The organism is Pseudomonas sp. FG86 (assembly GCF_057808775.1).
Window position 1 is genome coordinate 143,692 of the sequence record NZ_JBMDIS010000001.1, and the last position, 23,763, is coordinate 167,454.

At 61.6% G+C, this 23,763-nt stretch carries 25 protein-coding genes and 1 pseudogene; 6 read left to right on the plus strand and 20 right to left on the minus strand.

Going from position 1 to position 23,763, the window contains the following annotated elements; translation table 11 throughout:
* Positions 1–81: 81 nt before the first annotated feature.
* The gene (gene tagQ, locus ACODSV_RS00595; protein ID WP_150055037.1) at positions 82–1,011 is read left to right on the plus strand and encodes a type VI secretion system-associated lipoprotein TagQ; all 930 of its coding nucleotides are present in this window, start codon (positions 82–84) and stop codon (positions 1,009–1,011) included.
* Between the two features lie 124 nt (positions 1,012–1,135).
* A complete protein-coding gene (locus ACODSV_RS00600; protein WP_069077358.1) occupies positions 1,136–1,510 on the plus strand; it encodes a helicase in 375 nt (124 codons plus the stop codon).
* Between the two features lie 108 nt (positions 1,511–1,618).
* Here the strand turns inward: ACODSV_RS00600 and ACODSV_RS00605 are convergent, their stop codons facing one another.
* From ACODSV_RS00605 to exbB, 9 genes are all read right to left on the minus strand, one after another.
* Complete coding sequence (locus ACODSV_RS00605) at positions 1,619–3,019, minus strand: aminoacyl-tRNA deacylase and HDOD domain-containing protein (RefSeq protein ID WP_069077262.1); 1,401 nt, start codon at positions 3,017–3,019, stop codon at positions 1,619–1,621.
* Between the two features lie 77 nt (positions 3,020–3,096).
* Positions 3,097–5,172: an ATP-dependent DNA helicase RecG gene (recG, locus tag ACODSV_RS00610; RefSeq protein WP_454843998.1), complete on the minus strand. Its 2,076-nt coding sequence runs from the start codon at positions 5,170–5,172 to the stop codon at positions 3,097–3,099.
* 8 nt (positions 5,173–5,180) lie between these two features.
* Entirely contained in the window at positions 5,181–6,101 is a 921-nt protein-coding gene (locus tag ACODSV_RS00615; protein WP_024078113.1) for a hydrogen peroxide-inducible genes activator, read from the minus strand.
* A 113-nt stretch (positions 6,102–6,214) separates the two neighbouring features.
* Complete coding sequence (locus tag ACODSV_RS00620; RefSeq protein WP_024078112.1) at positions 6,215–6,745, minus strand: iron transporter; 531 nt, start codon at positions 6,743–6,745, stop codon at positions 6,215–6,217.
* Between the two features lie 20 nt (positions 6,746–6,765).
* A complete protein-coding gene (locus ACODSV_RS00625; protein ID WP_150055841.1) occupies positions 6,766–7,584 on the minus strand; it encodes an FTR1 family iron permease in 819 nt (272 codons plus the stop codon).
* A gap of 3 nt (positions 7,585–7,587) precedes the next feature.
* The gene (locus tag ACODSV_RS00630; protein ID WP_024078110.1) at positions 7,588–7,923 is read right to left on the minus strand and encodes a cupredoxin domain-containing protein; all 336 of its coding nucleotides are present in this window, start codon (positions 7,921–7,923) and stop codon (positions 7,588–7,590) included.
* A 168-nt stretch (positions 7,924–8,091) separates the two neighbouring features.
* Entirely contained in the window at positions 8,092–8,841 is a 750-nt protein-coding gene (locus ACODSV_RS00635; RefSeq protein WP_102624892.1) for a TonB family protein, read from the minus strand.
* Complete coding sequence (gene exbD / locus ACODSV_RS00640) at positions 8,838–9,263, minus strand: TonB system transport protein ExbD (protein ID WP_003195519.1); 426 nt, start codon at positions 9,261–9,263, stop codon at positions 8,838–8,840. The genes ACODSV_RS00635 and exbD overlap by 4 nt, the downstream gene beginning before the upstream one ends.
* Positions 9,264–9,269: 6 nt before the next feature.
* Positions 9,270–10,229, minus strand: coding sequence for a tonB-system energizer ExbB (gene exbB, locus ACODSV_RS00645; protein WP_150055842.1), 960 nt, complete (start codon positions 10,227–10,229; stop codon positions 9,270–9,272).
* 188 nt (positions 10,230–10,417) lie between these two features.
* On the opposite strand from exbB, the gene ACODSV_RS00650 reads away from it, so the two are divergent.
* Positions 10,418–11,275, plus strand: coding sequence for an SDR family oxidoreductase (locus ACODSV_RS00650; RefSeq protein ID WP_024078107.1), 858 nt, complete (start codon positions 10,418–10,420; stop codon positions 11,273–11,275).
* 266 nt (positions 11,276–11,541) lie between these two features.
* On the opposite strand, the gene ACODSV_RS00655 is transcribed toward ACODSV_RS00650, so the two are convergent.
* The 7 genes from ACODSV_RS00655 to ACODSV_RS00685 all read right to left on the minus strand — a co-directional run bounded on the left by ACODSV_RS00655 (position 11,542) and on the right by ACODSV_RS00685 (position 17,655).
* The gene (locus ACODSV_RS00655) at positions 11,542–12,282 is read right to left on the minus strand and encodes a hypothetical protein (RefSeq protein WP_150055611.1); all 741 of its coding nucleotides are present in this window, start codon (positions 12,280–12,282) and stop codon (positions 11,542–11,544) included.
* A gap of 75 nt (positions 12,283–12,357) precedes the next feature.
* Positions 12,358–13,101 carry a hypothetical protein gene (locus ACODSV_RS00660; protein ID WP_024078105.1) on the minus strand — a complete coding sequence of 248 codons (744 nt, stop codon included), beginning with the start codon at positions 13,099–13,101 and terminating at the stop codon, positions 12,358–12,360.
* Between the two features lie 57 nt (positions 13,102–13,158).
* A complete protein-coding gene (locus ACODSV_RS00665) occupies positions 13,159–13,539 on the minus strand; it encodes a RidA family protein (RefSeq protein WP_003176922.1) in 381 nt (126 codons plus the stop codon).
* A 24-nt stretch (positions 13,540–13,563) separates the two neighbouring features.
* Positions 13,564–15,669, minus strand: a complete 2,106-nt coding sequence (gene spoT / locus ACODSV_RS00670; RefSeq protein ID WP_024078104.1) for a bifunctional GTP diphosphokinase/guanosine-3',5'-bis pyrophosphate 3'-pyrophosphohydrolase — start codon at positions 15,667–15,669, stop codon at positions 13,564–13,566.
* Positions 15,670–15,729: 60 nt separating this feature from the next.
* Complete coding sequence (rpoZ, locus tag ACODSV_RS00675) at positions 15,730–15,993, minus strand: DNA-directed RNA polymerase subunit omega (RefSeq protein ID WP_003176920.1); 264 nt, start codon at positions 15,991–15,993, stop codon at positions 15,730–15,732.
* Positions 15,994–16,160: 167 nt separating this feature from the next.
* Positions 16,161–16,781 carry a guanylate kinase gene (gene gmk / locus ACODSV_RS00680; RefSeq protein ID WP_024078103.1) on the minus strand — a complete coding sequence of 207 codons (621 nt, stop codon included), beginning with the start codon at positions 16,779–16,781 and terminating at the stop codon, positions 16,161–16,163.
* Positions 16,782–16,791: 10 nt separating this feature from the next.
* On the minus strand, positions 16,792–17,655 hold the full coding sequence (locus ACODSV_RS00685) for a YicC/YloC family endoribonuclease (RefSeq protein WP_150055614.1): 864 nt from the start codon (positions 17,653–17,655) through the stop codon (positions 16,792–16,794).
* 228 nt (positions 17,656–17,883) lie between these two features.
* On the opposite strand from ACODSV_RS00685, the gene rph reads away from it, so the two are divergent.
* Positions 17,884–18,606: a ribonuclease PH gene (rph, locus tag ACODSV_RS00690; protein WP_024078101.1), complete on the plus strand. Its 723-nt coding sequence runs from the start codon at positions 17,884–17,886 to the stop codon at positions 18,604–18,606.
* A 22-nt stretch (positions 18,607–18,628) separates the two neighbouring features.
* Positions 18,629–18,997, plus strand: coding sequence for a DUF4870 domain-containing protein (locus tag ACODSV_RS00695; RefSeq protein ID WP_024078100.1), 369 nt, complete (start codon positions 18,629–18,631; stop codon positions 18,995–18,997).
* Between the two features lie 58 nt (positions 18,998–19,055).
* Here ACODSV_RS00695 and crc read toward each other — a convergent pair whose 3' ends face one another.
* Complete coding sequence (gene crc, locus ACODSV_RS00700; RefSeq protein WP_003176915.1) at positions 19,056–19,835, minus strand: catabolite repression control protein Crc; 780 nt, start codon at positions 19,833–19,835, stop codon at positions 19,056–19,058.
* A gap of 82 nt (positions 19,836–19,917) precedes the next feature.
* Here crc and pyrE point away from each other — a divergent pair, with 82 nt between their 5' ends.
* Positions 19,918–20,565, plus strand: a complete 648-nt coding sequence (gene pyrE, locus ACODSV_RS00705; RefSeq protein WP_024078099.1) for an orotate phosphoribosyltransferase — start codon at positions 19,918–19,920, stop codon at positions 20,563–20,565.
* Positions 20,566–20,714: 149 nt separating this feature from the next.
* Here the strand turns inward: pyrE and argB are convergent, their stop codons facing one another.
* From argB to dut, 3 genes and pseudogenes are all read right to left on the minus strand, one after another.
* Positions 20,715–21,620 (minus strand): acetylglutamate kinase, encoded by a 906-nt coding sequence (gene argB, locus ACODSV_RS00710; protein WP_024078097.1) that lies wholly within the window; start codon positions 21,618–21,620, stop codon positions 20,715–20,717.
* A gap of 21 nt (positions 21,621–21,641) precedes the next feature.
* Positions 21,642–23,063, minus strand: a pseudogene (locus ACODSV_RS00715) (phosphomannomutase/phosphoglucomutase); the annotation flags it as partial.
* A gap of 240 nt (positions 23,064–23,303) precedes the next feature.
* Complete coding sequence (gene dut, locus ACODSV_RS00720; protein ID WP_041161320.1) at positions 23,304–23,759, minus strand: dUTP diphosphatase; 456 nt, start codon at positions 23,757–23,759, stop codon at positions 23,304–23,306.
* Positions 23,760–23,763 lie beyond the last annotated feature (4 nt).

Consider the following 23,763-nt stretch of genomic DNA (forward strand, 5'->3'; position numbering starts at 1 on the left):
CTGGCTGTATGGCGAGCTTGGAAGGGACTCAGGCGGCAGTGGGCCGTGCTGGGCAAGTCAAACTTAGAAGAGAACACACCTATGCTTTTTTCCCGTAAGGCGGTTTCCAAGCGTCACTTGCTGCTGATCGCAGCCGGCTTCAGCACGGTGCTGACCGGTTGCGCCACGTCGCCGGCCTCCAAGGTCGCGTCGAGCACCAAGGTCGAGTACTACCCCAACTGCTACGAGCCGGTGCAGCACTTGCGCGCCACCGATTCGAACATGACCAAGTCGGTCGTCACCGGTGCAGCCATCGGCGCTGCCGGCGGCGCCCTGCTCGGCGCCCTGACCGGCGACAAGGAAAAACGTGGCCGTAACGCCGCCATCGGCGCAGCGGGCGGCGCCCTGGCCGGCGGCGCAGCGGGTTACTACACCGAGCGTCAGAAGCAGATCGCCGATGACAACCAGCGCATTGCCTCGTATGCGGCTGACGTGAACAAAAGCGCCTCTGACATCGACCGCAGCACCGCGTACGCCAGGGCGTCCCAGCAGTGCTACCAGAGCGCATTCACCAAGCTGGTGGCTGATCGTAAAGCCAAGACCGTCAACGACACCGAAGGCCGCAAGCGCCTGGCGGAAATCGTCTCGGGCCTGAAGGAATCCAATGACCTGATCGTTGCGGTCAACGGCAAAGCCGCCGAAGACCTGAACAACTACACCCAGGCCTACGAGAAAGACCTGCAGCAGGTTGGCGTACAGCGTGCCGACGTGGTCACCGTGGCCCAGGCCGATGCAACACCCGCGGTGACACCGGGCAACAAGAAGAAAGGTACAGGCACCAAACCGCCGAAAAAGCCGCCTCTTCCAACCGTGCCGACAGAAGCGGTGAGCACCGAGAAAACCTTCCAGACCGCCCAGACCAAGCAAGATGAAAGCAAGAAGGTCGCCAGCGCCGGTAAAGCGCAGATCGAAGGCACTTGCCGCGATCCAAACCTGGCCGACTGGGCGCCGGTGCCTTGCCCTAACGTTTAAGTAATATGCTGCTATAAGCGTCAAACGCCAGCCGATCTTCCGCTAATGCGCAAGATCGGTAGCGTTCTTTTTGCAATTCGTTAAACTGCTGCGGCCACTCAATAATTACACCGAGGCCGTGTGCATGAAATTTCGTCTTCTCCTGTGGGTGCTGGGCCTGATGATGGGCAAAGCCAGCCGCACCAACCCCGCGTTCCAGCAACAGCTGGGTGACAAAGACCTGGCGTTCCAGTTGCAGACCCTCGATGGCAAGGTTGCCCGTCACTTCATCGTCAAAGACCAGCGCATCACCAGCCGCTCGGGTGTCCACCCGGCGCCGGCGTTTGCCATCGCGTTCAAGGATGCGGCCTACGGCTTCGCCACCCTGCAGGCGAAGAACAAGCAATTGGCGTTCATGACGGGGATTCAGGACAAGTCGATCCAGATCAAGGGCAACCCGGCGTTGGTGATCTGGTTCCAGGGCTTGACCAAGTATTTGAAGCCGAAGAAAAAGAAGTAGATCGAGGTGGATTCATCGGGGGCAAGCCCCCTCCCACACTTGACTGTGTTCGCAGATCAACATGTGGGAGGGGGCTTGCCCCCGATAGCGATCTGACAAGCTACCGATTCAGCCCTGGCTGAACTGGGACGCCAATTCGCGCAACAGCACTTCGGCATCCAGCACTTTGCCCACCACTTCCTCGGCCTTGTCACGGCTCAAGCCCAGGCGCTCGAGCAGCACATCCGGGATCGTTTCATCCGGGCCGGAACCAATGCCGCGGCTGCGCAACAGGCGCACGGCCAGGCATACCAGGTTCGGGTACTCGGCATACTGGCCGTCGTAGGTCGGGTCGTGCTGGAAGCGCAGGGCGGTGGACAGTTCGTCCGGCATGTCCCAGTAGCGCATCAGCCAGGCGCCGATCTGCTCGCGGCTGATGCCCAGCAGATGCTGCTCGACATAGCTGTGGCACAGGTGCGGGTTGACCTCCAGGTGCCGGCAGATCAGCGAGAAATGCGGCGGGAACACATGGGCCAGCAGCAGGTAGCCGAAGTTGTGCAGCAAGCCGGCCAGGTAGGTCAGGCCGGCCTCGGGGCGCTGGGCGCGTGGCATGGCACGGGTCAGGCCTTCGATCACGGCGGCGGTGTAGATCGATTGGTGCCAGTACGGCGTAGCCTGGTGCGGGTGGTCCTTGGGCAGGCTCAGGGTTTTGCCCAGGGCCAGGCCAAGCGCCAGGTTGATCACCAGGTCAAAGCCCAGCACCCGCACGATGGCGTCTTCCACCGAACGGATCTTGCCCGGCGAGGCGTAGTAGGGCGATGCGGCCCAGCTGACCACCTGGGCGGCCAGGGCCGGGTCGGTTTCCACCACGCCGGTGATATCGTCGATGGTCGCATTGGGGTCGACGCGCAGCTTGATGATCTTCTGCGCGGTGTCAGCCAGCGGCGGAATCTCGATGGTCGCTTCCAGGCGTTGCTGGATGCGGCGGGCTGTGAACGCCTGCATCGCTTGGGTGATTTCCTCGCGGTCATCATTGGGGCGGTCGAGGTTGGGGCGGATGTTGCTCAGCGGCTCACCGAACTGGCCGGCGCTGGCCTTGGTGAGCATGGTCTTGAAGGCTTCGCTGGAGATTTCCAGCAATACCCCGGCTTCGCCTGAATGCACCAGCAGGCTGGGTTCGTTGAGCAGGCTGCCTTCGTACAGGCACGGTGAACTGGTCAGTGGTGGCAGGCCCGGCAACAGGCTCAGGTCGTGCTTGCCCAGCATGCGCTTGACGCGATCCGGTGATACCGCCGTGAGGCGACGCCCGGTGAGTTCGGTGAGGCGGTTGAGGTCGAGCAACTGGCTCTGTGGGAACAGCACCATCAGTGCGCCCACGGCATCTTCCAGCAACACCGCCTGGACCTTTTGCGCAGGATTCAGGCCCGGTTGTTCGGCGACTTCCGTGTAGCTGATGGCGAGTTTTGCAAGCAACGCCCGAATAACCGGCGGGGCGGTCAGTGGGGTTGTGGCGAGGGCAACTTCTGACATGGCCTGATCCAATTTCTTACAGTCAACGAAGTATAACCAGCTTGATACAACTGTAGGTCGGATAAGTGAGTCAGGCGTCACACTTGGCCGTATTGCTGCCCATGGCGAAGCCAGCGATCCAGCAGCGGGCTGACGTGATGCGGCCAGCGCTCCAGCAGCGCTTGCGCCGCATCGCGCACAGCGGGCAGCAGGTCGGCGTCGCGCATCAGGTCGGCGACCTTGAATTGCAGCAGGCCGGTCTGGCGGGTACCGAGCATCTCGCCGGGGCCGCGCAGTTCGAGGTCTTTCTCGGCAATGACAAAACCGTCGTTGGTTTCACGCATGATGCCCAGGCGCTGACGACCGATCTGCGACAGTGGAGGGTGGTAGAGCAGCACACAGTGGCTGGCGGCGCTGCCCCGGCCGACGCGGCCGCGCAACTGGTGCAGTTGCGCCAGGCCCAGGCGCTCGGGGTTTTCGATGATCATCAGGCTGGCGTTGGGCACGTCCACACCGACTTCGATGACCGTGGTGGCCACCAGCAGTTGCAGGTTGCCGGCCTTGAATTCGGCCATCACCGCAGCTTTCTCTGCCGGCTTCATGCGGCCGTGGATCAGCCCGACCTTGAGCTCGCCGAGGGCGCTGGTGAGGTCTTCGTACGTGGTCTCGGCGGCCTGGCAGGTCAGCTCTTCGGATTCTTCAATCAACGTGCACACCCAGTACGCCTGGCGCCCTTCGGCACAGGCGCCCCGCACGCGCTCGATCACTTCCACGCGGCGGGTGTCGGTGACCAGCACGGTGTTGACCGGGGTTCGGCCGGGGGGCAGTTCGTCAAGGATCGAGGTGTCGAGGTCGGCGTAGGCACTCATGGCCAGGGTGCGCGGGATCGGCGTGGCGGTCATGATCAGTTGGTGCGGGCTCATGCGGCCGCCCACGCCTTTCTGACGCAGGGCCAGGCGTTGTTGCACGCCGAAACGGTGTTGTTCGTCGATGATCACCAGGGCCAGGTTCTTGAACGTCACTTCGTCCTGGAACAGCGCGTGGGTACCCACCACCATCGGTGCGCCGGCGGCGATCTGTTCGAGGGCGGCTGCGCGGTTCTTGCCCTTGAGCTTGCCCGCCAGCCATGCCACTTCCAGGCCCAGGGGTTCGAGCCAGCGCTTGAAGGTGATGAAGTGCTGCTCGGCGAGGATCTCGGTGGGCGCCATCAGCGCGACTTGGTACCCGGCTTCCAGGGCCTGCAAGGCGGCGAGGGCGGCAACCACGGTCTTGCCTGCGCCCACGTCGCCCTGGATCAGCCGCAGCATGGGCTCTTTCTGGCTCAAGTCGTAGGCGATTTCATTGCCCACGCGCTGCTGGGCGCCGGTCGGCGCAAAGCCGAGGTTGGCCAGGTACTGCGCGGGCAGGCGCGTGGCCTTGGGCATCGCGGGCGCGCGCAGGGAGCGCATGCTTTCGCGTAGGCGCTGTTGGGACAGTTGGTGGGTCAGCAGTTCTTCGAACGCCAGGCGATGCTGGGCCCAGTGATGACCCAGAGCCAATTCGTCGACATCGGCGTCGGCCGGTGGGTGGTGCAGGTAGCGAATCGCATCAGCCAGCGGCGCCAGCTGGTAGTCGCGCGCCAGCTCCTGGGGCAGCCAGTCGGGCAGGCTGGAGGGGCCGAGCATCGTCAGGGTCTGCATGCACAGTTGGCGCAGGCGCTGTTGGGTCAGGCCTTCGGTCAACGGGTAGATCGGTGTGAGCGTGGTGTCGACCGGCGGTGGCTCGTCGCCGGTAATGGCGCGGTATTCCGGATGATAGATTTCCAGGCCAGAAGCGCCGGGCCGCGCCTCGCCGTAGCAGCGCACGCGGGTGCCGCGCTTGAGGCCTTCCTTCTGCGCGTTGCTGAAATGGTAGAAGCGCAGGCTCAGGCCACCGGTGCCGTCCTGCAGGCGCACCACCAGGCTGCGGCGCTTGCCCATGACCACGTCGGCGCCGCTGACGGTGCCTTCGACCACTGCGTCCTGTCCAGGCCGCAAGTGGCCGATGGGTACTACGCGGGTGCGATCCTGATAGCGCAGGGGCAGGTGGAACAGCACGTCCTGGAGGTTCTCCAGGCCGACCTTGGCCAGCTTCTCGGCCATGGCTTCACCGACACCCTTGAGTGCCGTCACTGGCACCTGCGACAGCTCTGTCATACCGTTGCTTAGCTCGCGGCAGGCGGCTTGGCCACCGAGCACAGGCGGATCGAGTCAGCGAGGATCTCGATGGCTTTGGGCCGCGGGAAACTGGCGCGCCAGGCGATTGCCACGGTGCGGAACGGCACCGGTGGCGTGAGTGGGCGCACTTCGATCACGCCGGGGGCGTAGTGATGGCTGTCCACCGCCGACAGCGGCAGGATCGAGATGCCGAGGCCGGAAGCGACCATGTGGCGAATGGTTTCCAGGGAGCTGGATTCCACCGTGGTGTGCTTGGCGCCATCGTTGCCCTTGGTGAGGGTCGGGCAGGCTTCCAGCACTTGGTCGCGGAAGCAGTGGCCCTCACCGAGCAGCAGCAGGCTCTTGTCGTTGAGCAGGGCCGCGTCGATGGTGTCTTTTTGCGTCCACGGGTGCGAGGCCGGCATCAATACGTAGAACGGCTCGTCGTAGAGCGGCAGGGTGAGCACGTCCGCCTCGTTGAACGGCAGGGCAATGATGATCGCGTCCAGCTCGCCGTTGCGCAGTTTGTCGCGTAGCACGTGGGTGAAGTTTTCTTCGATATACAGCGGCATCTGCGGCGCGACGCGGTGCAGTTGCGGAATCAAGTGCGGGAACAGGTAGGGGCCGACGGTGTAGATGGCGCCGACTTTCAGCGGTGCGGTCAGCTGGTTCTTGCCGGCCTGGGCCAGTTCGCGAATGCTTTGCGCTTGTTCCAGGACCTTCTGGGCCTGGGCAACAATGCCTTCACCCACCGGGGTCAGGCGCACGGCGCTTTTGCTGCGCTCGAAAATCAGCACACCGAGTTCGTCTTCAAGCTTCTTCACGCCCACCGATAGCGTCGGCTGGCTGACGTGGCAACGCTCGGCCGCGTGGCCGAAGTGTTGTTCTTGGGCGAGGGTCACGATGTAGCGTAATTCTGTAAGAGTCATAGCGGGCGTCCATGAGGTTGCAAGCCAAGCATACCGGCTGCAATCGATAGACGCACGTTATCAGAGAGGATGGGGGTTACGACACCTGGTAATCAGGTGTCGCGTTCATGCTTTCAGCTTTGCGGGTATTTGAAGGTGAAGGTTTTGGTGAACGGCCCCCACCATTCCGGTACGCCGGTTTCCTTGTCCACGTGGTGGAAGAAGCCTTTGATCTGCGGGCTTTCGTAGCGCAGTACCACAGTGTAGGTGCCGGGGCCGTCCATTTTCACGTTGTTGGCGTAGTGGGCGCCGTCTTTGGCCACCATCGGCAGCAGCGTGCCGATTTCCTTGTAGTCGGGCGAACCCTGCTTGACCAGCGAGTAGGTGATGGTCAGGTAGGGCACCCACTCGCCATTGGACAGGCCGTACTTATTGTCGGCGGTGGCATGCACATCCGTCTCAAGGTGCACCGAATCCTTGCTCATCACCATGCCCGGTGGCATGGGGGCCATTTCGATGCCCACCAGGTAGGAGGAGGCGATTTCCATGTCGTTGACCTGGACGGGCCCGCCAATCGGGTACTCGCGGGCTTGGGTCAGGGTTGAGGCGGCCAGGGCGCTGACAAGTACCAGTGCGGTGGCCAAGGGGTTGCGCAGGTGTTTCATGGCGTGGCTCCTTGAGGCAGTTAACGTGATTGCGTCGGGCGTGAATGCAGCAAGCGGTTACCCAGCACCATGAGCGCAAGGGTGACGGACCAGGCGACCAGTTGGACGCCCAGCGGCCGGTCGGTGTAGCCCACCAGCGCGGTCAGGGCGCGGCCGGTGAGGCTGGCGTCGGAGACCAGCCAGGACGTGTCCCAGAGTTGGTAGCCCCAGGCGGGGATCAGGTCGATACCGGCGAGGATCGCGGCCGCCCGCCCCGCCATGCCGGCGGCGAGCAAGGCGATCATCCAACCGGTAATCGAAAACAGACGCTTGAGGCTGATGGCGACCAGGCCGCGGTACATCAGCCAGGACAGCGCGGCGCCGGCGGCGATGCCGAGCACGCCACCGGCCAGCATCGACAGTGGGTCTGCCTGGCTCGACGCGGCGATGCCATAGAGGAACAGCACGATTTCCGAGCCTTCGCGCAGCACCGCCACGGTGATTACCACGGCCAGCGCCCAGAGTGATTTTTCGCCGTTGAGTACCGCATTGCCGGCGCTGCGCAGTTGGGTGGCCAACTCGCGACCATGGCTGGCCATCCACAGGTTGTGCCAGCCCAGCATGACCACGGCGACCACCAGAATGGCTGCGTTGAAAATCTCCTGGCCAAAGCCCTGGAGTGCCTGGGTGATTGCGCCGGTAAAGAGTGCGAGGATCCCGGCACCCAGTACGCCGGCTGCGATCCCGCCGCCGATAAACAACCCGCGCCGCGCCAGGCCCTGGGTGGCGGCCATCACGATCCCCACCACAATCCCGGCTTCCAGCACTTCTCGAAACACGATCAACAGACAGGCCAGCATGGCTTACTCCTTGGCCTCGACGGCAGTGACCGTGCCTTTGGCCTGGTCGGGGTGGTAGTCATCGAAGAAGGTGTAAGTGCCGGGATGCAGCGGGCCGGCGAACACCGTCACGGTGTTGCCGGGGACGATGATTTTTTCGAATTTCATGTCATAGCTTTCGAACTCATCGACGCTTTCGTCGTGGCTGGTGAGTTGAATGCGAAAGCGCTCACCGGCCGGCACCTCGAAACTTGAGGGGCTGAAGGTGTGGTTTTGAATGACCAGGGTGACCAGTTGATCCGCCTGCGCAACGACGGGAAAAGCCAGCAGGAGGAGAGCCAGCCGGGCAAGAGTGGGCATGCCGAATGTCCGCTAATGAGAACGATTCGCGGATAATTGGCTTTGTATTTAAATGTTACAAGTGAAGATGGAGATAGGTCGCAGGCTGTTCAACCCTGGTTCAGGTTGCAGCAATACGCGGGGGAGGGAGCAGCAGCCGTGGGCACCCGAGAGTGCCCACGGTGAGGATTACCGGCGACGTTTTTCGATGTTGTAAACGAACGGCGCAACGATCTCGATGCTGCCGCCTTTCAACATGTCGGCCGGTGGCTTGGGCAGTGGCTGGGCACGACGGATCATGTCCAGGGTGGCACGGTCCAGGTCGGCGTTGCCGGAACGGCCCACTAGTTCATAGGACAGCACGTTGCCATCGGCATCCACCACGAAGCGCAAGCGGTTCAGGCCTTCCTTGCCTCGGGCCTGGGCGCCCGGCGGGTACTTCTTGTACTTCTGCAAGTGCGCCAGCAGGGTGCCTTCCCAGGACGCTTTGGCCGCCACCTGTTGCGGCGATGGGCCAGGAACCGGCTGCGCCGATTTTTCCGCCGGGGCGTTGGTCTGTGGCGATTCGCTCGGTGGGTCCTCGGAAGGTTTTTCCTTGGGTGGCTCGGGCTTCTTCTCCACCGGCTTGGGCGGCTGGGGTTTGGGCTTGGGCTTGACCGGCTTGGGCACCTGGATCGTCGGTTTGGGCGCCTCGGCCAGTTTTGGCAGCGGCAACTCTTCCACCGGGGCAGGCGGTTGCGGCGGCGTCACCACTTTCGGCGGCGCTGGCGGTGGTGGCGCTGGCGCGGGTGCCAGGTCAATGACCATGGCTGCCGGTGGCAGCAGGACCGGGCGCGGTGCCGACCAGTGGAGTGCGATGGCAATCGCGATGGCGTGCACGCCCAGCACGACGGCGAGGCTGGTGCCATAACGCGTCAGTTTGTGGCGCGTCGTGATCATTTCTTGGCTGCCGTCTCAAGTCCGACCAGGCCCACCTTCAGATAGCCGGCCGCCCGCAGGGCATCCATCACGCTCATCAGGTCGCCGTAGTCCACGCCTTTATCAGCCTGGAAGAAGATCGTCGTGTCCTTTTTGCCTTGGGTCTTGGCATCGAGCACTGGCCCCAGGGTTTCGGCTTTGACTTCTTCTTCGCCCAGAAACAGGCGCTGGTCCGCCTTGACGCTGAGGAAGATCGGCTTCTCCGGCCGCGGCGCCGGCTTGGCGCTGGAGGCGGGCAGGTCGACCTTGATGTCCACGGTGGCCAGGGGTGCCGCCACCATGAAGATGATCAGCAACACCAGCATCACGTCGATGAATGGCGTGACGTTGATTTCGTGGTTCTCGACGAGTTCGTCGTCGCCTTGATTCAAATGCAGGCCCATGGCCGATTACCCCACTTTCACCATGTGCGGTTGCGAGCTGCGCTCGGTAGGCAGGTGGTCGAGGTCGCGGCTCACCAGCAGCAGGACTTCTGCCGACGCGTCCGATACCTGGGCCTTGTAGCCGGCAATCGAACGGGCGAAGACGTTGTAGATCACCACCGCAGGAATCGCGGCAACCAGGCCCAGGGCTGTAGCCAGCAGGGCCTCGGCGATGCCGGGGGCAACGACGGCAAGGTTGGTGGTCTGGGTTTTGGCGATGCCGATGAAGCTGTTCATGATGCCCCACACGGTACCGAACAGGCCGACGAACGGCGCAGTGGAACCGATGGTAGCCAGCACGCCGGTGCCGCTGCTCATGTTACGACCGCAGGCTGCGACCAAACGCTCCAGGCGGAAGGCTACGCGCTCTTTGATACCTTCTTTTTCGCGGGTGTTGGCCGACAGGCGCATTTCTTCCAGCGCGTCGTGCACCAGGGTATTGGCCAGGGTGCCCTTTTGGGTCGCGCTTTCACTGGCTTCCTTGAGGGTGGTGGCTTTTTTCAGGTGGACGATCTCGGTGCGCAGACGACGCTTGGCGCCCAGCAGTTCGAAGCCCTTGGCGATCCAGATGGTCCAGGTAATGATCGAGGCAATGGCCAGGCCGATCATCACGGCTTTCACCACCACGTCAGCATTCTGGTACATGCCCCATGGGGACAGGTCGTGGGCCATGCCCAGGGTGTTGTCTTCTTCCAGTACTACGCCGGGCTCGTCGGCAGCGGCTGGTACTGCCGGATCGGTCGCGGCAGGTGCAGCCGCAGGGGCGGCGTTCTGTTCGGCGGCAGGCGGGGTGGCCGGCGCCGTGGCATCAGCGAATGCGGCGGTCGGTGCCAGCAGTACGCTGAACAGCAACGCAGCAATCGCACGCCAGGCGCGGGATGGGCTGTGAGGCTTGGTTGGCGAAGCGGGGTTTGTATGACGTGTCATGCTGGCCGGACCTGAGAGAAAAAATGAGTGATCGTCCTTCCAGACCGTGCGAGGTCGAGGACAAATGGGCGGTTATTATTGCAAGTAATTCTTGTTAACAAAAGTAATACAGTAACTTTATTTGCCCTTTTTCTGGCCGCCGGTCTACGGAGACGGCTAATCTAGACCTTTCAGTTCGGAGTTTTGTGATGTCTGCGCCTTCTGTTGTGATTGCCGGATGTGGCGATGTGGGGAGTCGGCTGGCCAGCCAACTGCTCGCCTCGGAATGGGAGGTTCATGGCCTGCGGCGTGATATTTCGCGCCTGCCCGATGGCGTGATTGGCATTGCCGGCGACCTGTTCAACAAGGATTGCCCTGACACCTGGCCAATCGGCGGGGTGGATTACCTGGTGTATTGCGCCGCCGCGACGGATCACGATGAGGCCGGTTATCGCGCCGCTTATGTGCAAGGGTTGCAGCACGTACTGGAGTGGCTGAAGGATTACGGCCAGGAGCCCAAGCATCTGTTGTTTGTATCCAGCAGCAGTGTGTATGGGCAGCAGAATGGCGAGTGGGTCGATGAAACCTCCGAGACCCAGGCGAAAGGCTATTCCGGGCAGGTGATGCTGGAAGCTGAGCAAGTGGCGCTGAACAGTGGTATCCCGGCGAGCGTCGTGCGGTTGACGGGGATCTATGGCCCGGGCCGTGAATGGCTGCTGACCCAGGTGCGCCAGGGTTATCGCGTGGCGATCGATCCGCCTTTATATGGCAACCGGATTCATGTCGATGACGCGGCGGGCCTGCTGGCCTTTTTGCTGCGGCATGTGGAGCAGGGCGGCTCGTTGGAGAAGATTTACATCGGTGTTGACGATGCGCCGGCGCCATTGGCGGAGGTGGTCGGTTGGTTGCGCGACTATTTGGGCGTGACCGAATGGGCCGACGACGCCAGTGTGCGCCGCGCGGGCAGCAAGCAATGCAGTAATGCGCGGGCCAAGGCGCTGGGCTGGGCGCCGGTCTATCCGACCTATCGCGAGGGGTATGCGGCGATTCTCGAAGGTCAGCGCTGACAGAGGAGCCCAAGGGCGAATGCCAGTCAGTTAAGAGATAGAACGAGCAAACAGTAACCTGTGGCGAGCGGGCTTGCCCCGCGTTGGGCTGCGCAGCAGCCCCAATAAGAGCGCTGCAGTGTGCCAGGCAGCTCCGGGGCTGTTTTTTGGGGCCGCTTCGCAGCCCAACGCGGGGCAAGCCCGCTCGCCACAACAAGCCCGCTTGCCACAGTTGCAGTGTTCTTCCTTTACTGGCTGGCATTACCCGAACAAGGGCTCTTTTTTCGTCACTGTTGTTCCAGCAGCCATTGGCGCGGGCCTGGAGCGAGTTGGGGAATTTCGTCCGGTTGGGCATGATTGATCGCGTTCAAAATTTCCATCCGCTTGCCGTGACGGACAAAAATCCATACGTCTGCGACATCGCCCTTGCCGAGAGAGAGCGTGTCATTGCCAGCGCCTTGAGTGGCGCAATCGCCGCCCAGACAGAGCTCGTACCGGTCATTTTGTGCCAGCCCGGACAGGCTGCCATCAGCATGGAACACCACGCTGTTGCCGACGCCTTGGCCTTCAATGATTTTCCACTTCCCGCCCATGTAGGCTGAATTCAGTGCCTGTCTGAAAGTTGTACCCCACCTTGCACCCTCGGGGGCTGGCTGGGCCGGGCGCCGGAACACTTGGCCGGCAAAAAATGCTTTGGCCTGCTGGATAAGCTGGTTGCCATCCCAGTGCAGTTCGTCGGTGCCGTGGCCGTCATAGTCGACAACCCATACGCCTGGTGCCTTTGACCGCAGTTGACCTTCGCCGGCTTCGAATGCATTGCTGAATAACGCTTTGCCGCCACGGGCGTCGATGTTCCATTCCAGATTCAGGCCATTGGCGTCCAGTGCTTTGAGTAATGGACGGCCTTGGGCGGCGGTATCAATAGCGGCCTGGTTGATCCACAGTCCGCTGATGTCGGCAGGTTGCGACGTGTGCGTGCAACCGGCCAGCAGGAACGGGCTGAGGCTGAGCGCGAGTAACTTGTGCATGAGGCCATCCGCTTATGCGTGAAAACAATGGCGCAGGCTAAAGAAAAAGGAGCCGGTGGGCTCCTTTGTTGTGTATCACGGTTTCTCGAGCAACCACTGCCGTGGCCCCGGTGTAAACGAGGGCACTTCATCCGTCTGTGCGGTGTTGACGGCCTGGAAGATTTCCAGTTGTTTGCCCTTGCGCACGAAGATCCAGGGGTTGCCCTGGCCGTTGAGTTGCAGCCAGATGCTGTCATAGCCGCCGCTCATGGAGGCGCAATCGCCCGCCAGGCACAGTGAGTAGCGATCGACGCCAGGCAGGCCGGCGACCTTGCCGTCAGCCTGGAACTGTACCGTGGCGCCGTTTCCGAAGCCGTCGGTGATCTTCCAGTCGCCACCCATATAGGCCGCGTACAGCGCCCGTTCGAAGTTGGCGCCCAGTGGCGCGCCTTCCGGTGCGGGGTCTTTGGCGCGGGCGAACAGCTGTTCGGGCTCGTTGTCGTTGGCCGTTTGCAGCAGTTGTTTGTTTTTGCGCTTGAGTTCGGTGGCGGTGCTGCCGTAGAAGTCCACGCTCCAGGCGCCGGATTGCTCGCCGAGCAACTTGCCTTCGGCAACTTCAAAACCGTTGTAGTAGCGCGCTTGCGAAGCCTTGGTGTTGACCTCCCATTCGAGGTTTGGACCATAGCTTTGCAATGCTTCACGCAAAGGGCCGCCCTTGGCTGCCGCATCGATGGCGACCTGGTTGATCCAGGTGCCGCTCACATCCAGGTCGGCGGGATTGCTGGCACAGCCGCCGAGCAACAGGGCGAGCAACGAGGAGGCTACAAGCGCTTTGCGCATCATGAAATCCTTCTGAAACGAAGTCGGCGCAGCCTGGTTGAGGCTGCGCCGGGTGTTTTACTCGATGACCAGGATCGCGTCCATCTCAACCTGCGCGCCTTTTGGCAGCGCTGCGACGCCAATGGCGGCGCGAGCAGGGTAGGGCTGTTCGAAGTACTTGCCCATGATCTCGTTGACCTTGGCGAAGTGGCTCAGGTCGGTGAGGAAGATGTTCAGCTTGACGATATCCTTGAACGAACCGCCCGCGGCTTCTGCGACGGACTTGAGGTTTTCGAAGACCTGTACGGTCTGGGCTTCGAAGCCTTCAACCAGTTCCATGGTCTTTGGGTCCAGCGGGATTTGGCCGGACATGTAGACGGTGTTGCCCGCCTTGATCGCCTGGGAGTAAGTGCCGATGGCGGCCGGGGCTTTATCGCTGGTGATAACAGTCTTGGTCATGAATGACTCCTTGTAAGAGGTGGGCTATGCACGCATGCGGGTGATGCGGATCACGCCGGTCAAGGCGCGCAGTTTCTTGATCACGCGGGCCAGGTGTACGCGGTCGTGCACGCTGACCACCAGTTGGACCACGCTGATGCGGCCATCGCGTTCGTCCATGCTGATTTTCTCGATATTGCCGTCGGCCGCATTGACGCTGCTGGCCAGCAGGGCGATCAGGCCACGCTGGTGCTCAAGCTCCACGCGAAGCTCGACGTTGAACTCGCCGGTGACATCCTTGGCCCAGGAGAGCTGGATGCATTTTTCCGGGTTGTGGCGGATTTCGCTGATGTTGCGGCAGTTGTCCAGGTGCACGACCATGCCTTTGCCCGCCGACAGGTGGCCGACAATCGGGTCGCCCGGGATCGGTGTGCAACACTTGGCATAACTGAGCACCAGGCCCTCGGTGCCGCGAATCGCCAGCGGACCCTCCGGGCTCGGCAACTGTTCGCCTTCGCCGAGCAGGCGGCGGGCTACTACGTAGGCCATGCGGTTGCCCAGGCCGATATCTTCCAGCAGGTCTTCGATGGTTTCCTGGCGGTACTCGTGGAGCATCGCTTGAACACGCTCACCCGGGATCTTGTCCAGGGCGCTGTCGAAACCATTGAGCACCTTGTTCAGCAGGCGTTCGCCCAGGCTGATGGACTCGGAGCGGCGCTGCAGTTTCAGCGCATGGCGAATATGGGTGCGCGCCTTGCCAGTGACCACGAAGTTGAGCCACGCGGGGTTTGGCCGTGCGCCCGGCGCGCTGACGATTTCCACGGTGGAGCCGCTTTGCAGCGGTTCCGACAGCGGGGCCAGGCGACGGTTGATGCGGCAGGCGATGCAGCTGTTGCCGACGTCGGTGTGCACCGCGTAGGCGAAGTCGACGGCCGTGGAGCCTTTGGGCAGCTCCATGATCCGGCCCTTGGGCGTGAACACATAGACCTCGTCCGGGAACAGGTCGATCTTCACGCTTTCAATGAATTCCAGGGAGTTGCCGGCACGTTGCTGCATTTCCAGCACGCCTTTTACCCACTGGCGCGCGCGGGCATGGGTGCCTTTTGGCTGCTCGTCGCCACTGGACTTGTACAGCCAATGGGCGGCGATGCCGTTGTTGGCCATTTCTTCCATTTCCCGGGTGCGGATCTGGATCTCGATCGGCACCCCGTGCATACCAAACAGCGTGGTATGCAGCGACTGATAGCCGTTGGCCTTGGGAATCGCGATGTAGTCCTTGAAGCGGCCCGGCAGGGGCTTGTACAAATTATGTACAGCGCCCAGCACGCGGTAGCAGGTATCGACCTTGTCGACGATGATGCGGAACGCGTACACGTCCATGATCTCGTTGAACGCCCGGCGCTTGCCGCGCATCTTCTTGTAGATGCCGTAGATGTGTTTCTGCCTGCCGCTGACCTCGCCCTCGATCTCGTCGATCGCCAGGCAATGGCTCAGGGATTCTTCGATCTTGTTGACGATTTCCTTGCGGTTGCCCCGGGCACGCTTGACCGCCTGGTAGATGCGTGCCGAACGCATCGGGTGCATGGCCTTGAAGCCGAGGTCTTCGAATTCGATGCGAATGGCGTGCATGCCCAGCCGGTTGGCGATGGGCGCGTAGATTTCCAGGGTTTCCTTGGCGATGCGCCGGCGTTTTTCGCCGGACAGCACTTCCAGCGTGCGCATGTTGTGCAGCCGGTCGGCCAGCTTGACCAGGATCACCCGGATATCCCGGGCCATGGCCATGGCCATCTTCTGGAAGTTTTCCGCCTGGGCCTCGGCTTTGGTCTCGAAGTTCATCTGGGTCAGTTTGCTGACCCCATCGACCAGTTCGGCCACGGTTTCGCCAAATTGCGCACTGAGCGCTTCCTTGGCAATACCGGTGTCTTCGATCACGTCATGCAGCATGGCGGCCATCAGGCTCTGATGGTCCATGTGCATGTCGGCAAGAATATTTGCCACCGCAAGAGGATGGGTGACATACGCCTCGCCACTCCGGCGGCGTTGGCCGTCGTGGGCTTGTTCGGCGTAGAAATACGCTCGGCGGACCAGGTTGACCTGGTCGGGGCCGAGGTAGGCCGATAAGCGATCGGCGAGGGCGTCTATGCTCGGCAAAGTGTGAACTCCTGCCGTTGGCTGTGACCCCGCGCCGTGCTACGTCGACCAGGCATAGGCTTAGACGGCCTCGTTGGACTCGTCCTCGAACGCTGCAAACAGCGGTTCGTCTTCAACGATCTCAGCGTTGGCGATGAACTCGTAGCTCATCAGGCCTTCAGCGATTTCACGCAGGGCTACAACGGTAGGCTTGTCGTTTTCCCACTGGACCAGGGGCTCTTTGCCGCCAGTGGCCAGTTGACGGGCACGCTTGGTAGAGAGCATGACCAGCTCAAAGCGGTTATCCACGTGTTCTAGGCAGTCTTCAACGGTTACGCGGGCCATGGTATTCCTCGGAGCGAATGCAAGATGCGCGCTGCCCGGCTGGGCGAGCGGACTAAACAGTTTAAAAAATCACCAGCGTTTAGGGAAGCGCTGATTTTTCGCAGGCCCTCGCAAAACCGCTACAAGTGCCAATGTAAGGCCCCTGCAGCAGTTTTGGGAAGAGCCAATCAACCGAGCAGTTCGGCCAGTAATTTGCCGAAACGCTGCTGTTGGCGTTTTTGCTGGAGCTGATTGGCGCGGAAAATCGCCTTCAAGTCGTCCAGCGCGTGAGCAAAATCGTCGTTGATGATCAGGTAGTCATAGTCGACGTAGTGGCTCATTTCGCTGACGGCTTCCCGCATGCGGCCTTCGATGATCGCGTCGCTGTCCTGGCCACGGTTGGTCAAGCGCTGGTGCAACGCTTCCAAAGACGGCGGCAGGATGAAGATCGAGCGCGCCTTGGGCATCAGTTGGCGCACTTGCTCGGCGCCCTGCCAGTCGATTTCCAGGATCAGGTCGTGGCCTTCGTCCAGGGTTTGCTGCAGGTGGCTTTGCGAGGTGCCGTAGAGGTTGCCGAACACTTCGGCGCGCTCGAGGAAGTCGCCATGCTCGATCATCTTGACGAACTCGGTGCGCTCGACGAAGTGATAGTGCACGCCGTTCACCTCACCCGGGCGCATGGCGCGGGTGGTGTGCGAGACCGAGATGCGGATCTGATCGTTGGTGTCGGTCAGAGCCTTGACCAGGCTGCTCTTGCCTGCGCCCGAAGGGGCGGAAATGATGTAAAGGGTGCCGGTGCTATGGGTCATGGAGGTTGCCTTACTCAATATTCTGTACTTGTTCGCGCATCTGCTCGATCAACACTTTGAGGTTGACCGCAGCGGTGGTGCTGCGCGGATCGAAAGCCTTGGAGCCCAGTGTATTGGCTTCGCGGTTGAGTTCCTGCATCAGGAAGTCCAGGCGCCGACCGGCGGCACCGCCTGACTTGAGCACGCGGCGCACTTCGAGGATGTGGGTGCTGAGGCGGTCGAGTTCTTCGGCGACGTCACTTTTTTGCGCCAGCAGGACCATTTCCTGCTCCAGGCGCACCGGGTCAAGGTCGGCTTTCATGTCGGCGAAGCGATCGAGGACCTTCTGGCGCTGGGTCGCCAGCATTTGTGGCACCAGCTCGCGCAGGGTGACCACATCCTCCTCAATCGAGGTCAGGCGCTCGTTGATCAGGCGGGCCAGTTCGGCGCCTTCGCGCTCGCGGCCGGCCTTGAGCTCCTTCAAGCCCTGGGTGAACAGGGCGAGGGCTTCGGCGTTGAGGGCTTGCGGGTCGACGGCATCGGCCACCAGCACGCCGGGCCAGGCCAGCACTTCCAGGGGGTTCAGCGCCGCGGGCTGCTGGATCAGGCTGGCGATAGTCTCGGCGGCCGTGACAAGTTGCGCGGCGCGGTCGCGGTCGACCTGCAGTGGCTTGCCGGTGGTTTCCTCGGTAAAGCGCAGGGTGCATTCCAGCTTGCCGCGTGAGATGCCTTGGCGCAGGGCTTCACGTACGGCGCCTTCGAGGTCGCGGAACGATTCCGGCAGGCGCAGGTGCGGTTCCAGGTAGCGGCTGTTGACCGAGCGCAGTTCCCAGCTCAGGGTGCCTTGGGCGCCGGCTTTTTCGACGCGGGCGAAGGCGGTCATGCTGTGCACCATGGAGGTACCTCGCGTTGCAGTCCCGCGAAAGCGGGCTGATGGATAAATTGGAGCCGACTGGCTGCGAAGGCGCAGGAGTGTAGCGCAGTGGTGCGATAGGCCCCAAACGCGGGTGCTGACATCGCATCACAAGCCGAGCATTCGTAACCAGATTTTAAGAAGTGCCCCGAATCGGCTCGCGGCTCTATAATGCTCGGCAGTTTTTCGTCCTTCGTACAGGTATCCCCTATGAAACGTCCAAGTGGTCGCGTTGCCGATCAGCTCCGCTCGATCCGCATCACCCGCAACTACACCAAACACGCCGAGGGATCCGTACTGGTCGAGTTTGGCGATACCAAGGTGATCTGCACCGTCAGTGTCGAAAACGGCGTGCCACGTTTCCTCAAGGGCCAGGGCCAGGGTTGGTTGACCGCCGAATACGGCATGCTGCCGCGCGCCACCGGCGAGCGTAACCAGCGTGAGGCCAGTCGTGGCAAGCAAGGCGGTCGTACCCTGGAGATCCAGCGCCTGATCGGTCGCTCCCTGCGTGCAGCGTTGGACATGTCCAAGCTGGGCGACGTGACCCTGTACGTCGATTGCGACGTGATCCAGGCCGACGGCGGTACTCGTACTGCGTCCATCACCGGTGCCATGGTCGCTCTGGTCGACGCGCTGAAAGTGATCAAGAAGCGTGGCGGCCTGAAAGGCGGCGATCCGCTCAAGCAGATGATCGCTGCCGTATCGGTGGGCATGTACCAGGGCGAGCCTGTGCTGGACCTGGACTACCTGGAAGACTCGGCCGCCGAGACCGACCTGAACGTGGTCATGACCAGCACCGGTGGTTTTATCGAAGTGCAGGGCACCGCTGAAGGCGCGCCATTCCAGCCGGCCGACCTGAATGCGATGCTGGCCCTGGCCCAGAAGGGCATGACTGAGATTTTCGAACTGCAGAACGCCGCACTGGCTGACTGAACACGCTTCAAGGAGAAGTGCCATGAGTGACAGCCAGTTGCCGGTTCCGGCACCGTCCAAGGAAGTTCGCCAGTGGGCGATGCTATGTCACTTCGCGGCGTTCCTGGGGTTGGTATTCCCCTTCGGCAGTCTCTTGGGGCCGCTGATCCTGTGGCAGATCAAGAAAGACATGGACCCGCTTATCGATGATCAGGGCAAGGAAGCGCTGAATTTCCAGATCACCGTGGCGATCGCCTGGCTGGTGTGCATGGTGCTGGGGTTCGTGGTGATCGGCTTTGTGCTGATGTTGATCCTGGTGGTTGCGGCGCTGGTGCTGACAATTATTGGCGGGATCAAGGCCAACAATGGCACGGCTTACCGCTACCCGTGGACCTGGCGCCTGATCAAATAATGAGCGCCCACAAAAAAACCGACAGCGATGTCGGTTTTTTTGTGCCTGGAAAAAGACCTCAAATGGTCAGTGTCCAGTCGTAGTCCACGATCAGTGGCGCGTGCTGCGAGAAGCGTGGCTGGCGCGGCAGGCGTGCGCTGCGTACGAACCGACGCAGGCCTGGGGTCAGCAACTGGTAGTCGAAGCGCCAGCCCAGGTTGAGCATCTCAGCCTGTTCATTGTCTGGCCACCAGCTGTACTGGTCGCCTTCGCGGCTGACTTCGCGCAGGGCATCCACATAGCCCATGTTGCCGACAATCTCGTCCATCCAGGCCCGTTCCGGCGCCAGGAAGCCAGGGGATTGCTGGCTGTCGCGCCAGTTCTTGATATCCAGCTTTTGTTGCGCCACGTACAACGAGCCACAATAAATGTACTCGCGACGTTTGCGTCGCTGTTTATCCAGGTAACGGGCGAAATCGTCCATTAGCTTGAACTTCTGGTTCAAGTCTTCATCGCCGTTCTGCCCTGATGGAAGCAGCAAGGTCGCGATGCTGACCTTGTCGAAATCGGCTTGCAGGTAGCGCCCGTAGCGGTCGGCTGTCTCGAAGCCGAGGCCGCTGATGACCGCCTTGGGTTGCAACCGCGAGTACAAAGCCACGCCACCTTGGGCGGGTACTTCGGCATCGCAGGCATAAAGGAAGTAGCCATCCAGTTGGAAGGCTGGGTCGTCCAGTTCAAAGGCGGAGGCGCGGGTGTCCTGCAGGCAGATGACGTCGGCATTCTGGGCTTGCAGCCAACTGAGCAAACCACGCTCGACTGCAGCCTGAATACCATTAACGTTCACACTGATGATCCGCATAAATGGCCCCAAAAATCGCGTGCGTGTATGATACACGCCGTCTACCTAATTAGCTAAATCCGTGGTATCTGAGGCTTTTTTCATGCAGGCGTATCAACGCGATTTCATTCGTTTTGCCATCGATCGCGGGGTTTTGCGCTTCGGTGAGTTCACCCTCAAGTCCGGGCGCACCAGCCCGTACTTCTTCAATGCAGGCTTGTTCAACTCGGGTTCGGCCCTGGCCCAACTGGGTCGTTTCTACGCGGCAGCCATTGTTGAAAGCGGTATTTCCTTCGATGTCTTGTTTGGTCCGGCCTACAAGGGCATTCCCCTGGCCGCCGCGACTGCCGTGGCGTTGGCTGAGCATCACGGGCGGGATCTGCCGTGGTGCTTCAACCGCAAGGAAGCCAAGGCCCATGGCGAAGGCGGCAGCCTGGTGGGTGCGCCGCTGACTGGCGATGTGCTGATTATCGACGATGTGATCACCGCCGGTACCGCCATCCGTGAAGTGATGCAGATCATCGCCTCCCAGGACGGCGCCAAGGCTGCCGGTGTGTTGATCGCACTGAACCGCCAGGAGCGTGGCAACGGTGAATTGTCGGCGATCCAGGAAGTGGAGCGCGATTTCGGCATCCCGGTGGTGAGTATCGTGTCGTTGAACCAGGTGTTGCAGTTCCTGGAAGACGATCCGCAGCTCAAGCAGCACTTGCCGGCAGTGCGCGCGTACCGCGAGCAGTTCGGCGTCCAGTAATCGCCGCACAACAAAAAGCCCCACCCCCTGTAGGAGCGAGCTTGCTCGCGAAGAACGCCAACGATGACGCGTTTATTCTGGATGAACGCGGCGCCTTTACGTTTTTCGCGAGCAAGCTCGCTCCTACAAAGGGTGGGGCTTTTTAGTGTTTAAGGACGCTTGCGGTTGCTGATCAGCGTACCTACACCAGTGTCGGTGAAGATTTCCAGCAGGATCGCATTCGGCACCCGGCCGTCCAGGATCAGCGAACTGCCCACGCCGCCCTGCACCGCTTCCAGCGCGCAACGGATCTTCGGCAGCATGCCGCCGTAGATCGTGCCGTCGGCGATCAGCGCGTCCACCTGTTGGGTGGTCAGGCCGGTCAGCACCTTGCCTTCCTTGTCCATCAGGCCAGCAATATTGGTCAGCAGCATCAGCTTTTCAGCCTTCAGTGCTTCAGCCACCTTGCCCGCCACCAGGTCGGCGTTGATGTTGTAGGACTCGCCGTTGGTGCCCACGCCAATTGGCGCGATCACCGGGATGAAGTCGCCCTTGACCAGCAGGTTCAGCAGATCGGTGTTGATGCCGATCACTTCGCCTACCTGGCCAATGTCGATGATTTCCGGCTGGGTCATCTCCGGCGTCTGACGGGTAACGGTCAGTTTTTTCGCGCGGATCAGCTCCGCGTCTTTGCCGGTCAGGCCGATGGCGCTGCCGCCGTGGCGGTTGATCAGGTTGACAATGTCCTTGTTCACTTGGCCGCCGAGGACCATTTCCACCACGTCCATGGTCTGTGCGTCAGTCACGCGCATGCCATCGATGAAGTGACTCTCGATCGACAAGCGCTTGAGCAGGTCGCCGATCTGCGGGCCGCCACCGTGGACTACCACCGGGTTGATCCCTACGGCTTTCATCAACACGATGTCGCGGGCAAAGCCGGTTTTCAGCTCGTCGCTTTCCATGGCATTGCCGCCGTACTTGATCACCAGCGTCTTGCCGACGTAGCGTCGAATGTAGGGCAGCGCTTCGGACAGGACCTTGGCGGTGTTGGCAGCGGCTTCGCGTTCGAGGGTCATTCAGGGCTCCGGTACAAAAAATCAGAACGGTAATTGGAGATCAGGGGCAACACGTTTCAACTGGGCGTGGAACACGTCCTTGATGCGCTGCAACTCAGCCTCGGTATCCGCCTCGAAACGCAGCACCAGCACCGGTGTGGTGTTGGACGCACGAACCAGGCCCCAGCCTTTGGCGTAATCGACTCGCACACCATCAATGGAGGTCAGGTTGGCGCCTTCACCCCATTGCGCATCGTGCAATGCGTCAATGATGCTGAATTTGCTCTCTTCGGTCACATGGATATTGATCTCTGGCGTAGAAATATCATTCGGGAAGGTCTCAAACAGCCCTTGCGCGGTGGATTTTTCCTTGCTGAGGATCTCCAGCAGACGGGCAGCGCTGTAAATACCGTCGTCAAAGCCGAACCAGCGTTCCTTGAAGAATACGTGGCCGCTCATTTCGCCGGCCAACAGGGCGCCGGTTTCCTTCATTTTCTTTTTGATCAACGAGTGACCGGTCTTCCACATTAGCGGACGACCGCCGTATTCCTTGATCAGCGGGGTCAGGCGGCGGGTGCATTTGACGTCGAAAATGATCTCGGCACCGGGGTTGCGCGCCACGACGTCACGGGCAAACAGCATCAGCAGGCGGTCCGGGAATACGATCTCGCCGGTTTCGGTTACTACGCCCACGCGATCGCCGTCGCCATCGAAGGCCAGGCCCACATCGGCGCCGGTTTCCTTGACCTTGGCAATCAGGTCCACCAGGTTTTCAGGCTTGCCTGGGTCCGGGTGGTGGTTGGGGAAGTGGCCGTCGACCTCGCAGAACAGCGGGATCACTTCGCAGTTCAGGGCTTCGAGCAGTTGCGGGGCGATCACGCCGGCCGCGCCGTTGCCGCAGTCCACCACCACTTTGAGGCGGCGCGCGAGTTTGACGTCGCGGGTGATTTCGTCGGAGTAGCGCTGAAGAATGTCGACCTTGGTGATGCTGCCGGGGCCGCTGGTCAGGTCGTTGGTCTTCAGGCGTGTGTGCAGGGCCTGGATCTGTTCGTTGGCCAGGGTGTCGCCAGCGATGACGATCTTGAAACCGTTGTAGTCCGACGGGTTGTGGCTGCCGGTGAGCATCACGCCGGATTTGCCGGCCAGTACGTTGGCCGCGTAGTACAGCGCCGGGGTAGGCACCAGGCCGACGTCGCTGACGTGGCAGCCACTGTCTGCCAGGCCCTGGATCAGTTGTTCCACCAGCTCCGGGCCGGACAGGCGGCCGTCACGGCCTACCGATACGTTGGGTTCGTCCTGGGCCAGGCTTTGGGCGCCGATGGCGCGGCCAATCCAGTAGGCAGTTTCGGCGGTCAGGGTCTTGGGTACTACGCCACGGATGTCATAGGCGCGAAAGATGCTGTCGGGAAAGGTCGGGGCTACTCGGGCTGCGTTACTCATCGCGGGGGGAAACTCCATCTGAAGGGGGCAAGGCTGGCCATAATGTGGCTGACCGGCAGGCTCAAACTGAAGGGTATGACGGTGTTTTCGGCAGAGAGTTCGTGGTGCAAAAGTGCCACCTGAGCGGGAGCTCGATGGTTTATCTTTCGTAATGCATTGATTCCACTGGGGAAATCTCGCTGATTAGATTCGCGCATTCTTCATCCTGAAAGGCCATGCGGTGGCGTCTGGCCGGACGAACGTACCCGGCCAGGTTCAGCTGGGTCAGTGACTGCCGGAGTGCCCAAAGCCACCTGCGCCACGTTGGGTTTCGTCGAATTCCTGTACCAGCTCGAAGTGCGCCTGCACCACCGGCACCAGCACCAGCTGCGCAATGCGCTCGCCGACCGCGATATTGAACGCGGTCTGGCCACGATTCCAGCACGACACCATCAACTCACCCTGGTAGTCCGAGTCGATCAGGCCGACCAGGTTGCCCAACACGATGCCATGTTTGTGACCCAGGCCGGAGCGCGGCAGGATCAGTGCGGCCAGGCCAGGGTCGCCGACATAGATCGACAGGCCGGTAGGAATCAACAGGGTCTGGCCTGGCTCGAGGACAGTGTCTTCCTTGAGCATGGCGCGCAGGTCCAGGCCGGCGGAGCCCGGGGTGGCGTAGGCCGGCAGTGGGAATTCGCTGCCGATGCGAGGGTCGAGAATCTTGGCTTGCAAAGCGTGCATGGAC

What these genes read in the sequence shown, in the direction of transcription:
- tagQ (WP_150055037.1), top strand. Translation starts at nt 82, where the DNA reads ATGCTTTTTTCCCGTAAGGCGGTTTCCAAGCGTCACTTGCTGCTGATC.
- ACODSV_RS00600 (WP_069077358.1), top strand. Translation starts at nt 1,136, where the DNA reads ATGAAATTTCGTCTTCTCCTGTGGGTGCTGGGCCTGATGATGGGCAAA.
- ACODSV_RS00605 (WP_069077262.1), bottom strand. Translation starts at nt 3,019, where the DNA reads ATGTCAGAAGTTGCCCTCGCCACAACCCCACTGACCGCCCCGCCGGTT.
- recG (WP_454843998.1), bottom strand. Translation starts at nt 5,172, where the DNA reads ATGACAGAGCTGTCGCAGGTGCCAGTGACGGCACTCAAGGGTGTCGGT.
- ACODSV_RS00615 (WP_024078113.1), bottom strand. Translation starts at nt 6,101, where the DNA reads ATGACTCTTACAGAATTACGCTACATCGTGACCCTCGCCCAAGAACAA.
- ACODSV_RS00620 (WP_024078112.1), bottom strand. Translation starts at nt 6,745, where the DNA reads ATGAAACACCTGCGCAACCCCTTGGCCACCGCACTGGTACTTGTCAGC.
- ACODSV_RS00625 (WP_150055841.1), bottom strand. Translation starts at nt 7,584, where the DNA reads ATGCTGGCCTGTCTGTTGATCGTGTTTCGAGAAGTGCTGGAAGCCGGG.
- ACODSV_RS00630 (WP_024078110.1), bottom strand. Translation starts at nt 7,923, where the DNA reads ATGCCCACTCTTGCCCGGCTGGCTCTCCTCCTGCTGGCTTTTCCCGTC.
- ACODSV_RS00635 (WP_102624892.1), bottom strand. Translation starts at nt 8,841, where the DNA reads ATGATCACGACGCGCCACAAACTGACGCGTTATGGCACCAGCCTCGCC.
- exbD (WP_003195519.1), bottom strand. Translation starts at nt 9,263, where the DNA reads ATGGGCCTGCATTTGAATCAAGGCGACGACGAACTCGTCGAGAACCAC.
- exbB (WP_150055842.1), bottom strand. Translation starts at nt 10,229, where the DNA reads ATGACACGTCATACAAACCCCGCTTCGCCAACCAAGCCTCACAGCCCA.
- ACODSV_RS00650 (WP_024078107.1), top strand. Translation starts at nt 10,418, where the DNA reads ATGTCTGCGCCTTCTGTTGTGATTGCCGGATGTGGCGATGTGGGGAGT.
- ACODSV_RS00655 (WP_150055611.1), bottom strand. Translation starts at nt 12,282, where the DNA reads ATGCACAAGTTACTCGCGCTCAGCCTCAGCCCGTTCCTGCTGGCCGGT.
- ACODSV_RS00660 (WP_024078105.1), bottom strand. Translation starts at nt 13,101, where the DNA reads ATGCGCAAAGCGCTTGTAGCCTCCTCGTTGCTCGCCCTGTTGCTCGGC.
- ACODSV_RS00665 (WP_003176922.1), bottom strand. Translation starts at nt 13,539, where the DNA reads ATGACCAAGACTGTTATCACCAGCGATAAAGCCCCGGCCGCCATCGGC.
- rpoZ (WP_003176920.1), bottom strand. Translation starts at nt 15,993, where the DNA reads ATGGCCCGCGTAACCGTTGAAGACTGCCTAGAACACGTGGATAACCGC.
- gmk (WP_024078103.1), bottom strand. Translation starts at nt 16,781, where the DNA reads ATGACCCATAGCACCGGCACCCTTTACATCATTTCCGCCCCTTCGGGC.
- ACODSV_RS00685 (WP_150055614.1), bottom strand. Translation starts at nt 17,655, where the DNA reads ATGGTGCACAGCATGACCGCCTTCGCCCGCGTCGAAAAAGCCGGCGCC.
- rph (WP_024078101.1), top strand. Translation starts at nt 17,884, where the DNA reads ATGAAACGTCCAAGTGGTCGCGTTGCCGATCAGCTCCGCTCGATCCGC.
- ACODSV_RS00695 (WP_024078100.1), top strand. Translation starts at nt 18,629, where the DNA reads ATGAGTGACAGCCAGTTGCCGGTTCCGGCACCGTCCAAGGAAGTTCGC.
- crc (WP_003176915.1), bottom strand. Translation starts at nt 19,835, where the DNA reads ATGCGGATCATCAGTGTGAACGTTAATGGTATTCAGGCTGCAGTCGAG.
- pyrE (WP_024078099.1), top strand. Translation starts at nt 19,918, where the DNA reads ATGCAGGCGTATCAACGCGATTTCATTCGTTTTGCCATCGATCGCGGG.
- argB (WP_024078097.1), bottom strand. Translation starts at nt 21,620, where the DNA reads ATGACCCTCGAACGCGAAGCCGCTGCCAACACCGCCAAGGTCCTGTCC.
- dut (WP_041161320.1), bottom strand. Translation starts at nt 23,759, where the DNA reads ATGCACGCTTTGCAAGCCAAGATTCTCGACCCTCGCATCGGCAGCGAA.